The organism is Mariprofundus sp. EBB-1 (assembly GCF_003665155.1).
Classification (GTDB): domain Bacteria; phylum Pseudomonadota; class Zetaproteobacteria; order Mariprofundales; family Mariprofundaceae; genus Mariprofundus.
The window spans coordinates 1-13198 of the sequence record NZ_RCFQ01000015.1; the positions used below are offsets into that span (position 1 = coordinate 1).

At 46.0% G+C, this 13198-nt stretch carries 10 protein-coding genes and 1 tRNA gene; all 11 read left to right on the forward strand.

Features of this window, described 5'->3' with window-relative positions:
• Positions 1-68 precede the first annotated feature (68 nt).
• The 11 genes from rpmG to D8Y20_RS07640 all read left to right on the forward strand — a co-directional run bounded on the left by rpmG (position 69) and on the right by D8Y20_RS07640 (position 13191).
• The gene (gene rpmG, locus D8Y20_RS07590) at positions 69-227 is read left to right on the forward strand and encodes a 50S ribosomal protein L33 (protein ID WP_121542446.1); all 159 of its coding nucleotides are present in this window, start codon (positions 69-71) and stop codon (positions 225-227) included.
• A 20-nt stretch (positions 228-247) separates the two neighbouring features.
• Positions 248-323: transfer RNA gene (locus D8Y20_RS07595), tRNA-Trp, on the forward strand.
• A 34-nt stretch (positions 324-357) separates the two neighbouring features.
• Positions 358-546, forward strand: coding sequence for a preprotein translocase subunit SecE (secE, locus tag D8Y20_RS07600; protein ID WP_121542447.1), 189 nt, complete (start codon positions 358-360; stop codon positions 544-546).
• The gene (nusG, locus tag D8Y20_RS07605; protein WP_121542448.1) at positions 547-1077 is read left to right on the forward strand and encodes a transcription termination/antitermination protein NusG; all 531 of its coding nucleotides are present in this window, start codon (positions 547-549) and stop codon (positions 1075-1077) included.
• Positions 1078-1211: 134 nt separating this feature from the next.
• Entirely contained in the window at positions 1212-1640 is a 429-nt protein-coding gene (gene rplK / locus D8Y20_RS07610; protein ID WP_121542449.1) for a 50S ribosomal protein L11, read from the forward strand.
• A 10-nt stretch (positions 1641-1650) separates the two neighbouring features.
• Complete coding sequence (gene rplA / locus D8Y20_RS07615; protein ID WP_121542450.1) at positions 1651-2337, forward strand: 50S ribosomal protein L1; 687 nt, start codon at positions 1651-1653, stop codon at positions 2335-2337.
• Positions 2338-2567: 230 nt separating this feature from the next.
• Positions 2568-3086 (forward strand): 50S ribosomal protein L10, encoded by a 519-nt coding sequence (gene rplJ / locus D8Y20_RS07620; protein WP_121542451.1) that lies wholly within the window; start codon positions 2568-2570, stop codon positions 3084-3086.
• 70 nt (positions 3087-3156) lie between these two features.
• Positions 3157-3534: a 50S ribosomal protein L7/L12 gene (rplL, locus tag D8Y20_RS07625; RefSeq protein WP_121542452.1), complete on the forward strand. Its 378-nt coding sequence runs from the start codon at positions 3157-3159 to the stop codon at positions 3532-3534.
• 143 nt (positions 3535-3677) lie between these two features.
• Positions 3678-7772 (forward strand): DNA-directed RNA polymerase subunit beta, encoded by a 4095-nt coding sequence (gene rpoB / locus D8Y20_RS07630; RefSeq protein WP_121542453.1) that lies wholly within the window; start codon positions 3678-3680, stop codon positions 7770-7772.
• Positions 7773-7775: 3 nt separating this feature from the next.
• Positions 7776-11990, forward strand: coding sequence for a DNA-directed RNA polymerase subunit beta' (gene rpoC, locus D8Y20_RS07635; RefSeq protein ID WP_121542454.1), 4215 nt, complete (start codon positions 7776-7778; stop codon positions 11988-11990).
• Between the two features lie 127 nt (positions 11991-12117).
• Positions 12118-13191 carry a metal-dependent hydrolase gene (locus D8Y20_RS07640; protein ID WP_121542492.1) on the forward strand — a complete coding sequence of 358 codons (1074 nt, stop codon included), beginning with the start codon at positions 12118-12120 and terminating at the stop codon, positions 13189-13191.
• Positions 13192-13198 lie beyond the last annotated feature (7 nt).

A 13198-nucleotide genomic window follows, 5' to 3' on the forward strand; every position in this document is an offset into this window, starting at 1 on the left:
TAGTAACTTAGACGCGTAAGCGGTGGCAGGTTTTCCTGCTGCCGCTTTGCTGTCACTGGAGAATGGGAATGCGTGAATTGCTGGCTTTGGCGTGTGAAGATTGTAAACGTCGTAATTACACCACTGATAAAAATAAACGTACAATGACTGATAAGTTGTTGTTGAGAAAGTATTGCAACTCTTGTCGTAAGCATACTGCGCACAAGGAAACAAAAATAGGTAAATAGTTTTAAACTATTTGTCGGATAGGCGAGTAGCTCAATTGGTAGAGTACCGGTCTCCAAAACCGGGTGCTGTGGGTTCGAGTCCCTCCTCGCCTGCCAGTTTGAATGTGTGAAGTAATAATAGGAGCTTGATATGAGTCGCGTAGCAGATATGCGTAAATTCATGAATGAAGTGAAGGTCGAAACCAAAAAGGTTACGTGGCCGGAACGCAAAGAGACGACGCAGGCAACACTAATGGTGTTTGTCATGGTTATTTTCGTTGCCCTATTTTTATGGTTGATTGATACAGGCTTAAGTGCCCTTGTGCAGCAGGTGATCTAGATGGCAAAACAATGGTTTGCAGTCCAAGTATATTCCAACTTTGAAGATAAAGTTGAAAGAATGTTGCGTGAAAATATCGAGCGTGCAGGTCTGGAAGAATTGTTCGGTGAAATTATGGTGCCTCGCGAAGAAGTGGTTGAATTGCGCGATGGCCAGAAAGTAATTTCGCAGCGTAAATTTTTCCCTGGTTATGTGCTGGTGCAGATGGAAATGAACGATGAAACCTGGCATGTAGTGAAAGATACCCGTCAGGTTAGTGGTTTCCTGGGCTCCGGTGGTAAGCCGCGTGCGATGCCACAGCGTGAAGTGGATGCGCTGGTTAATCAGATCGCCGAAGGTGTTGAGCGTCCTAAACCTAAGGTGATGTTTGATATTGGTGATGCTGTACGTGTAATCGATGGGCCGTTTGCATCATTCAATGGCACGGTTGAAGAAGTGATGGAAGATAAAGCGAAACTGAAAGTTAGTGTTTCGATCTTTGGCCGTCCGACGCCAGTTGAGTTGGAATATATTCAGGTTGAGAAGGCTTAATAGCAAGCTCATAGCTTAACGTGTTACCCTGCACAGGATGTGTCGGGCTCACCGCTGATGCGGAAGCATAGTCAGCAATGACATGCGAATAAAGGTGAAGGGCAAGAGGCCTGAAACCGGTTGGAGATAAAATAATGGCAAAGAAACTCGATAAAATTGTTAAATTGCAAGTGCCTGCAGGCTCTGCGAATCCAGCTCCACCAGTAGGACCAGCTCTTGGTCAGGCTGGCGTGAACATCATGGAATTTTGTAAAGGCTTTAACGCCAGAACACAGGAAATGGAAAAAGGCCTGACGCTACCAGTAGTGATCAGTGTATATGCTGATAAATCATTTGATTTTATTATCAAAACTCCGCCTGCTTCTGTTTTATTGCTGAAAGCAGCCGGCCTTAAAAGTGGCAGTGGCGAACCGAACAAGAAGAAAGTTGGTAAAGTAACCAGCGCTCAGGTTCGTGAGATTGCAGAAACTAAAATGCCTGACCTGAACTGCTACACAGTTGAAGCTGGTATGAAAATTATTGAAGGCACCGCTGTTTCTATGGGCCTGGTAGTAGAAGGCTGAGGGGATAGAGATGGCAAAGTTAACTAAACGTATGAAAGCTAGCCTGGCAGCAGTACCTGCAAAGGCTGTAAGTGTAAAAGACGCGATTGATGCGGTTTTGGCACAACCAGGCACAAAATTTGATGAGTCTATCGATGTGGCCATTAAATTGGGTGTAGATCCTCGTCACGCAGATCAGATGGTTCGTGGTTCTATCTCTTTACCACACGGCACAGGTAAAACAATGCGCGTTGCTGTATTTGCTAAGGGTGCGAAAGCAGAAGAAGCAACTGCTGCTGGCGCTGACTTTGTAGGTGCTGATGATTTGGTAGAAAAAGTTCAGGGTGGTTTCATGGATTTTGACCGTGTTGTTGCTACACCAGATATGATGGCACAGGTTGGCCGTTTAGGTCGTGTATTGGGTCCTCGTGGTTTGATGCCTAACCCTAAGCTTGGCACAGTAACTATGGATGTTACTAAAGCTGTTGGCGCAATTAAAGCTGGTCAAATTGAAGTGCGTGTTGATAAAGGTGCGGTTGTTCATGCTCCTGTTGGTCGTCGTTCTTTCGATGCATCTACGTTGAATGAAAATCTTGAGTACTTGCTGAGTGAACTTAATCGTATGAAACCAGCATCTTCTAAAGGTCGTTATATGCTGAAAATGTCTATCTCATCTACGATGGGTGCCGGCGTTCGTGTAGACGAAACAACCCTTTAACAGGTAACACGTTTGGCTGCAGGCCTTCGGGCCAGCAGCAGTGTCTACGGACACATAAAAATCGATAGCACGGTGACTGATTACCGGTCACCAGAAAATCGAACGAACGATCCGTCCAAAACTGTCGGAGTCTGACTTAGAGCGTTTAAGTAAGATTTAATTGGAGAAATCCTTCCAGCAGTAGATGGAGTGCAAGCCACTTGCGCGGGTCGAAAAGCAAGGGGGTAAATGTGAATAAAAATGACAAACAACGCATTGTCGAAGAACTTCACTCTGCCTGGTCTGAATCAACAGCGGCTGTTGTAACACAGTATCGCGGTCTAACAGTTTCCCAAATGGGGGAATTGCGCCGTGATCTGCATAATGCAGATGTGTCTCTACAGGTTGTTAAAAACACGTTGGCAAAACGTGCTGCTGAAGGTACAGACTTTAAGGTAGCTGAAGAACTTTTCAAAGGTCCAGTAGCAATTGCTTATGGTAATGATCCTGTTGGCATGGCAAAAGCCATCGCAGATTTTTCCAAAAAGCATGAGATATTTGAGATCAAAGGTGGAGTACTCGACGGTAAGATGATTGACGTCGCAAATGTGAAAGCATTGGCAAGTCTACCATCACGCGAAGTTTTGCTAGCCAAAATGCTGGGAAGCATGCAGTCACCAATTTCCGGATTCGTCCGTACATTGGCAGAAGTACCTGCATCTTTCGTACGTACATTGGCAGCCATTCGCGACCAAAAAGAAGCTGCATAATCGAGTCTTTGACTCGAAGCCGCAAACATTTATCACTAACTTATTAAACTAAAAGCACAAGGAGCTTAAAATGGCACTATCTAAAGACGAACTAATTGAAGCAATCGAAACTATGACCGTACTGGAACTGTCTGAGCTGGTAACAGCATTAGAAGACAAATTCGGCGTATCTGCTGCTGCACCTGTAGCTGTAGCTGCTGGTCCTGCTGCTGGCGGCGAAGCTGCTGCTGAAGAAAAGACTGAATTCGACGTAGTTCTGGTTTCTGCAGGCGAAAAGAAAATCCAGGTAATCAAAGCAGTACGTGAAATCACTGGCTTGGGCTTGAAAGAAGCTAAAGCAATGGTTGACGGCGCACCTGGCAACGTTAAAGAAGGCGCATCTAAAGATGACGCTGGCGAAATCAAAGAAAAATTGGAAGCAGCAGGCGCTACAGTAGAACTTAAGTAAGCAACTCTAGTTGTTCCGTTTTACACACGCTTGATTTTGGTTAATCCCCGGTAGCGAAAGCTATCGGGGCTTAGCCTTTTTCGCGTTTGTGAGTTTTATCTTTATAAGAATTTAACAAAACTAGTTTTTAGTTCGAGGGTATCATGGCCAAGCAAGCATCATTGAAACGTATCCGTAAGAATTTCGGCACAATTAAGTCTCCTATCGACATGCCAAACATGTTGCAGTTGCAGACTGAATCGTACCACGAGTTTGTGGGTTATGGGGAAGCGGTTAATGATTCCCGTCTATCCACTGTATTCCAATCTGTATTTCCTGTGCGCGATTATGGGGGCAATGCTGAATTGTCTTTTGAAGGCTTAGAATATAGCCCGCCACGTTATGATCTAGATGAGTGTCGTCGTCGTGATATGACTTTTGCCTTGCCGGTAAAAGTGAAATTGCGTTTGAAGATCTTTGAATCTGATGGAGATAAACGCAACAAACGCAAAGTGCGTGAAGTGCGTGACCAGTCAGTATATATGGGTGAAATCCCATATATGACAGAGCATGGCTCTTTCATTATTAATGGTACTGAGCGTGCTATTGTTTCTCAGATGCATCGTTCTCCAGGTGTGTTCTTTGATCACGATAAAGGCAAAACCCATGCATCAGGTAAATTTCTGTTTAAAGCACGTGTGATTCCTTACCGTGGTTCATGGCTTGATTTTGAATTTGATGCCAAAGATAAAGTACATTTCCGCATTGATTTACGTCGCAAAATGCCATGTGGTGTTTTGCTGAAAGCGCTTGGACTTTCTACACAGGACATTCTGGAACGCTTTTATCAGCGTCGTTCTTACCAGTTCACCAAAAAAGGTATTCAAATTAAATTTGAAGCTGAAAAGTTCCTTGGAACACGAGCGGTAACGAGCATCAAGATAGGTTCAAAAATCATTGTCGCTGAAGGTAAGAAGTTTACCAATATGGCTATTAAACGCCTGACTGAAGCTGGCGTTGAGTGGATTGATGTACCACTTGAAACGGTGATTGGTGAAGTTGCTGCTGAACCTATTCTGATTGATGGTGGCGAAATCCTGATCGATCACAACCATGAACTTACAGAAGATTCCATCTCTGCTTTGCAGGGTGCCGGCATTAAGAAGTTTGACTGTCTGTTGATCGATGGATCTGTTCGCGGCCCATGGTTGGCCGATACACTACGCTTGGACATGGTTCAGTCACGTGAAGAAGCTCGTGTAGAAATTTATCGTATGATGCGACCTGGTGAGCCTCCAACGGTGGAAACTGCCAGAGCACTGTTTGAATCACTGTTTTATGATCCTTCCCGTTACGATCTGTCCCGTGTTGGTCGTATGAAATTGAATAGCCGCTTGAATATTGCTGATACTGATGTGCCACTGGATCAGGGTACGCTGCGTGTCGAAGATATTCTGATGACGCTCGATATGTTGCTGAACCTGCGTGATGGTATTGGTGAAGTGGATGATATTGACCACTTGGGTAACCGTCGTCTTCGCTCTGTTGGTGAGTTGCTGGAAAATCAGATTCGTATTGGTTTAGTTCGCATGGAGCGTGCTATTCGTGAGCGTCTGACTTCAGGTGACCTGACTGAAATGATGCCTTCTGATGTGGTCAACGCCAAACCATTGATTGCATCTGTGAAAGAGTTCTTTGGCTCTTCTCAGCTGTCTCAGTTTATGGATCAGACCAATCCGCTTTCTGAAGTTACCCATAAACGTCGTCTATCTGCATTAGGCCCCGGTGGTCTGTCCCGTGAACGTGCTGGTTTTGAAGTACGTGACGTACATCCAACCCATTATGGCCGTCTCTGCCCGATTGAAACGCCTGAAGGTCCAAATATTGGTCTGATCAACTCATTGGCGACCTATGCTAAAGTAAATGATTTTGGTTTCCTTGAGTCTCCTTACCGTAAGGTAATAGATGGTAAAGTTACCGATGAAGTTGAGTACTTGTCTGCAATTGATGAAGCTACATTAGTCATTGCTCAGGCGAATGCTAAAATTGATGATAATGGTATGTTTTTAGCTGATATGGTTCAGTGCCGTCAGGCTGGTGAATTTATCATGATTGAACCTGCTGATATTAACTTTATGGATGTCTCTCCATCACAGGTTGTATCTGTGTGTGCCGGTTTGATTCCTTTCCTTGAGCATGATGATGCGAACCGCGCATTGATGGGCTCGAACATGCAGCGTCAGGCTGTTCCGCTGCTGCGTTCCGAAAAACCATTGGTTGGTACAGGCATGGAAGCGCCATTGGCACGTGACTCGGGTGTATCTCAGGTTGCGCGTCGTGGTGGTGTTGTTGAACGTCTTGATGGTGGTCGTATCGTTGTTAAGGTACATGATGACGAACAGGTTGAAGGTGAGCCTGGTGTAGATATTTATCGTCTATTCAAATATCGCCGCTCCAACCAGAACACTTGTTTCAACCAGCGTCCGTTGGTCAAAGCGGGTGAGATTGTAGCCAAGGGTGATATTATTGCCGATGGTCCATCTACTGATTTGGGCGAGCTTGCTTTGGGTCGTAACGTGCTGGTGGCATTGATGCCTTGGCGTGGTTACAACTTTGAGGATGCGATTGTAATTTCTGAAAAGATTGTCAAAGAAGATGTTTATACATCTATTCATATCGAAGAATTTGAAGCGGTCGCTCGTGATACCAAGTTGGGTGAAGAAGAGATCACGCGTGATATTCCTAATGTTGGTGAAGAAGCACTGCGTCACCTTGATGAGTGTGGTATCGCTTACATTGGTGCTGAAGTTAAACAGGGCGACATTCTGGTTGGTAAAATCACACCTAAGGGTGAAACCCAGCTATCTCCTGAAGAAAAATTACTACGCGCCATCTTTGGTGAAAAAGCATCGGATGTACGTGATACATCTATGCGTATCAAGCCGGGTAATGAAGGTGTAGTTGTAGATGTGCAGGTCTTCACACGCAGAGGCGACGAGAAAGATGATCGTGCCAAAGTGATTGAAGAGAGTGCCATTGAGCAGCTTTATGCTGATAAAGAAGAAGAACGTCGTATTCTTGAAGCCAATGCTGTAAGCCGTTTGCAGGATTTGTTGACTGGCCAAAAAGCTGCGCAGTTCAAGGGCCTGAAAACAGGTGCGAGTATTAAAGCAGAAGACATTAATGCACTGAACTTGCGTGATCTGTCTGCAGTTTCTGTGGATGATGCTGCAATCAATGAGCGTGTCGCTGAAATTCATGAATCTATGGATAAAGAGCGTGCTAAACTTGAATCACGTTTCGAAGAAAAAGTTGCCAAGGTGCGTGAAGGTTCTGAATTGAAACCTGGCGTCATCAAAGTGGTTAAAGTATTCGTTGCTGTGAAACGTAAACTGCAACCTGGTGATAAAATGGCTGGTCGTCATGGTAACAAGGGTGTTATTTCGGTTATCGTACCGGAAGAAGACATGCCATATACCGCTGATGGAACACCGGTTGATATCTGCTTGAACCCTCTGGGTGTACCGTCACGTATGAATATCGGACAGATTTTCGAAATTCATATGGGCTGGGCTGCCAGTGGCCTTGGTAAGAAGATTCAGGGCATGCTGCAAGCCAATGTAGCGCATGAAGACATGAAAGCGTTCCTGCTGGATGCCTATGACGAAGATAAGTCTGCCTGCAAAGATATTGCAGCTATGGATGAAGAGTCTTTGACTGAATTGGCTACCAACCTGAAAGGTGGTATCCCGATTGCGACACCTGTGTTTGATGGTGCTAAAGAAGCTCATGTTACACGCATGTTGAAGTTGGCTGGCTTGCCTGAAACCGGTCAAACCACATTGTATGATGGACGTACCGGTGAAGCATTTGATCGTCCGGTAACGATTGGTCATATGTATATCATTAAACTGCATCATCTGGTCGATGAGAAAATTCATGCCCGTTCTACTGGCCCGTATTCTCTGGTTACACAACAGCCATTGGGTGGTAAAGCTCAGTTCGGCGGACAGCGTTTCGGTGAAATGGAAGTGTGGGCGCTGGAAGCGTATGGCGCAGCTTACACCTTGCAGGAAATGCTGACTGTGAAGTCTGATGATGTGCAGGGTCGCACGAAGATGTATGAATCTATTGTACGTGGTGATATGTCGTTTGATGCAGGTATCCCTGAATCATTCAACGTGATGACGAAGGAATTGAACGCGCTGGGTATTGACCTTTCTATGGTCAAGAAACCCACCGAAACAGAAGGAGAATAAGTTATGCAAGAACTTCTCAAAATGTTCCAGAAGCCGTCCAGCATCGAAGATTTCGATGGTCTGCGCGTAGGGCTTGCAAGTCCTGAGAAAATTCGTTCATGGTCTTACGGCGAGGTTAAAAAGCCTGAAACCATCAACTATCGTACCTTCAAACCAGAACGTGATGGCCTGTTCTGCGCTAAAATCTTTGGTCCTATCAAAGATTACGAGTGTCTGTGCGGAAAATACAAACGCCTGAAACACCGTGGTGTAGTGTGTGAAAAGTGCTCGGTTGAAGTGATTCAATCTAAAGTACGTCGTGAGCGCATGGGTCATATTGATCTTGCTGCTCCGGTCGCACATATCTGGTTCTTGAAAAGTCTGCCGTCCCGTATCGGTCTGCTACTTGATAAAACCTTGAAAGAGCTGGAACGCATCCTTTATTTCGAATCTTACATTGTACTTGATCCTGGTCTGACCAGTTTGGAACAGTTCCAGCTACTAACCGAAGAAGAGTATATCGAAGCATTTGAAGAGTACGGTGAAGAGTTCCGTGCCGGCATGGGTGCGGAAGCACTGCAGGAAATGCTTAAAGATATCAATCTTGACGAAGAACGTCAGTCATTGCGTGCTCAGATTCTGGCGACCAAAGCAGTTACTAAACTGACCAAATTGACCAAGCGCCTCTCTACTGTGGAAGCGATGCTGGGTTCAGGCAACCGTCCGGAATGGATGGTACTGAATGTTATTCCGGTACTGCCACCAGAAATTCGTCCATTGGTCCCTTTGGATGGTGGACGTTTTGCGACTTCCGACCTGAATGATCTGTATCGTCGTGTGATTAATCGTAACAACCGTCTGAAACGTCTGTTGGAACTCAACGCGCCCGAAATCATTACCCGTAACGAAAAACGCATGTTGCAGGAATCTGTTGATGCGTTGTTCGATAATGATCGTCGCTCTAAACCGATCACTGGTAACAACCGTCGTCCTTTGAAATCACTCTCTGATGTGATTAAAGGTAAGCAGGGTCGTTTCCGTCAGAACTTGCTTGGTAAACGTGTGGATTATTCCGGCCGTTCGGTGATCGTTGTTGGTCCTGATCTGAAACTGCATCAGTGTGGTTTGCCGAAGAAGATGGCCTTGGAACTGTTCAAGCCTTTTATCTACAACAAACTGGAACTGCGCGGTCTATCCAACACGATTAAAGCGTCTAAGAAGCTTGTGGAGCAGGGTATTCCGGAAGTATGGGATATTCTGGCTGAAGTGATTCATCAGCATCCGGTTATGCTGAACCGTGCACCAACACTGCACAGACTTGGTATCCAGGCTTTTGAACCGATCCTGATTGAAGGTAAAGCGATTCAATTGCACCCATTGGTTTGTACTGCCTTCAACGCGGATTTCGATGGTGACCAAATGGCTGTGCATGTTCCGCTATCTGTGGAAGCTCAGACCGAATGCCGTGCATTGATGATGGCTTCCAATAACGTACTTTCTCCTGCAACAGGTAAACCTGTTATCGTTCCTACACAGGATATGGTTCTGGGTATTTATTACCTGACGCGTGAGCGTCCATTCGAGAAGGGTGAGAATATGGTATTCTCATCACCGGCTGAAGTGCTGCGTGCAGAGGATGCTGGCGCTGTAGCGTTACATACACGTATTACGTGTCGTATTCGTGGTAAGCGTGAGAAGACAACTGTTGGTCGTGCTATTCTTTCCACTATTTTGCCGGATGAAATGCCATTCTCAAGCATTAATCGTATTTTGACCAAGAAAGATGTGGCCGGTTTGATCGAAGATTGTTACCGCGTTGCAGGCAATAAAGCGACTGTATTGTTGGCTGACCGTTTGAAAGTGCTGGGTTACACCTATGCAACGATTTCCGGTGCTTCATTTGCATTGTGTGATGTTGTAGTACCGGATAGCAAGGCTACTACTGTTGCAGAATCTGAAGCAGAAGTTGCCAAAGTACAAAAGCAATATGCTGATGGTTTGATCACTGCCGGTGAGCGTTACAATAAGGTAGTGGATTTATGGACTCATACCACTGAAAAAGTGGCACGTGCCATGATGGACAACCTGTCCAATGAAACAATCACCAGTGCTGATGGCTCACAGAGTGAAGAAGTTAAGACCTTTAACCCGGTTTATATGATGGCTGATTCCGGTGCACGTGGTTCTGCACAGCAGATTCGTCAGCTGGCTGGTATGCGTGGTCTGATGGCGAAACCGGATGGCTCTATTATTGAGACACCGATTACGGCGAACTTCCGTGAAGGTCTGACTATTCTGCAATACTTTATCTCTACCCATGGTGCCCGTAAGGGACTGGCCGATACTGCCTTGAAGACTGCGAACTCAGGTTATCTGACCCGTCGTCTGGTTGACGTGGCGCAAGATGCTGTAGTGCGTATTCAGGATTGTGGTACTGAAGCTGGTGTTACACTGACTGCCCTTGTTGAGGGTGGTGAAGTGATTGAGCCACTATATGAACGTGTGCTTGGTCGTATTTTGTTAGAGTCTGCATGTGATCCAATTTCAGGTACTGAAATTGCTCCAGCTGGCGCAATGGTTAATGAAGAACTGGCGAATAAGATTGATGATGCAGAAATTGAATCTGTGCGTATCCGTTCAGTACTGACATGTGAAGCTGAAGATGGTGTGTGTGCAAACTGTTATGGTCGTGATCTTGGTCATGGTGCTCCTGTAGGTATCGGAGAAGCTGTTGGTGTGATTGCAGCGCAGTCCATTGGTGAGCCGGGTACTCAGCTTACCATGCGTACTTTCCACGTTGGTGGTACTGCATCACGTTCAGCTGAGCAGGCTGCTGTTGAAGCCAAGTTCGGTGGTACTGTTAAATTGGACGCTGCGATCACAGTAACCGATTCACATGGTTCTGAAATTGTTATTAACCGTCATACAGAAGTGATTATTAATTCTACTGCAAATAAAGAGATGGAACGTCATCGTATTCCATATGGTGCACATCTGTTGATTAAAGATGGCGCGGTCATTAAAGCTGGCGCAAAACTGGCTGAATGGGATCCTTACACCATGCCATTGATTGCAGAAACTAATGGTAAGATTCGTTTCGTTGATCTGGAAGAAGGTATCACCATGCGTGAGCAGTCTGATGAAGTTACTGGTCTCTCCAGTCGCATCGTTACGCAGCAGACCGATACCCGTAAAGATGCATTGCGTCCGCAGATTCATCTGGTTGATCCTAAGGATCCGGAAGGTGATCCGATTGTACTGGAACGTACGAATACTCCGGCGCGTTACTTCCTTTCTCCCGGTGCGATTCTGAATGTTGAAAATGAAGCTGAACTGAAAGCGGGTGATGTACTGGCTCGTATTCCACGTGAAGCAGGCAAGACCAAGGATATTACTGGTGGTCTTCCACGCGTTGTCGAGCTGTTTGAAGCACGTAAGCCGAAGAATCTGGCATTCATTGCCGGTGCTGATGGTGTGATTTCATTCGGTAAAGATATTCGTGGTAAACGTCGTGTATATGTCGATCCAGCCGATGGTTCTGATCAGCTTGAATATCAGATTCCTAAGGGTTCACAGATCCTCGTTCAGGAAGGTGACCGCGTACGTCGTGGTGAGCGTCTGATGGAAGGTTCTCCTGCTCCTCAGGATATTCTGAAAGTATTGGGTGTTGAAGCGCTATCCAACTACCTGACTGATGAGATTCAAGAGGTTTACCGTCTACAGGGTGTGAAGATCAACGATAAACATATCGAAGTGATTGCACGTCAGATGATGCGTAAGGTTCAGATCAATGATCCGGGCCAGTCCAACTATGTTGCTGGTGAACAGCCAGTGCGTAAACATGTACTGCAGGCTAACCGTAAACTGGTTGCAGCAGGTAAAGCTCCGGCAACATTCGAGCCTATCCTGTTGGGTATAACCAAGTCTTCCTTGAACACTGAGTCGTTCATCTCTGCGGCTTCATTCCAGGAAACTACGCGTGTGATCACCGAGGCTGCATTGGCTGGTAAAGTCGATTGGCTGACTGGTCTGAAAGAGAACGTCATTCTTGGTCGCCTGCTACCTGCCGGTACTGGTCTTGCAGCACGCAATGCACCACGCCGTCAGACTGCTGAAGAGGCTGCTGCGGCAGATGTGATCGAGAAAGCTACCGATGTGGATATTCTTGAAGAGTTGAGCGAAGTGATCGACGATGTTGATCCGAGCACAACGATCTCGATTGAAGACGCAGCTGCTTAAGCTTCGACTTACACATACGTAACAATAAAAGGGTGCCTTTGGGCGCCCTTTTTTTATGGCAATCATTTTCTTCAGATGTGTAACACGAAAAAGAAGCAAACTGTGCAGTTTTGCATATGATCGGGATATGGACCCGTTAACACATGCGATTTCGGGGGCAGCACTTGCCCGCGCAATTCCGAAACATCATCTTCCCGCACAGCAGTTTATAATGATTGTACTGCTGTCGATGGCTCCAGATGCCGATATTGTATTGCGTCTATTTTCAGAGACCCTCTATCTGGAACATCATCGAGGTCTTACTCACTCCATACTGTTGGTTCCTCTCTGGGGCTGGTTTATCTACAGTCTTACATCACGACAGGTGCAGGCGAACAGGGTAATGCCATGGCTGATTGGGGGAGCATTGCTGCTGCATATCATGCTCGATGTGATTACCACCTTTGGTACCATGATACTGGCACCTTTTTCAGATTGGCGTGCCAGTCTGGACCTGTTGTTTATTATCGACCCGTTTTTTTCGGCCTGTATGTTGGTTCCACTGTTGCTAGGTTTGATCTGGAAAAAGCAAAAGCGCATCATGGGAATAGCCAGTTTAATACTGATGTGCAGCTATTTAGCTCTAGCCTATAGTAACCAGCAATCAGCAGTCACATTGACAAAACAGGCGTATCCGGATGCTGTGGGCTATAATGCTCTACCCTTGGCTTTTTCACCGTTTCATTGGCAGTTGATCGCTATCTATCCGGATTACTATATGCGGTCATCAGTAAACCTGGCCCCCGAATTCGCTGGTACGAAATGGTTATTTGATGATGATTTTATCGAAGCGATGATCTCCAACCGTATGGGGCGTGCCGGTGACCTCGTTTGGCAGAAGTTATTGGCGATGCATACGGTAAACGATGTGCATAGTCTTCCCGGCGCAGCATTTTATACGTGGTTTGCCAGTTACCCTGTGTTGTTGGAGAAGGGCGAGAATATGATCCGCTTCGGTGATCTGGCTTTTGGAGCAGGGGCACCGGGTGTGCGTCCTGCCTTTGAACTCCAGATTGAGGGATACAAGGTGACTTTAAATCATGGTAATAAAGAAAATCATCTTTCTGGCCCTTCACAAGCCCGTGCGTATCTTATCTGGCGCAATAAGCATAAGAGTGAACTCACAGGATCTGAGGTGCCATTTGGTTGGTTCAATAGTTGATAACTGC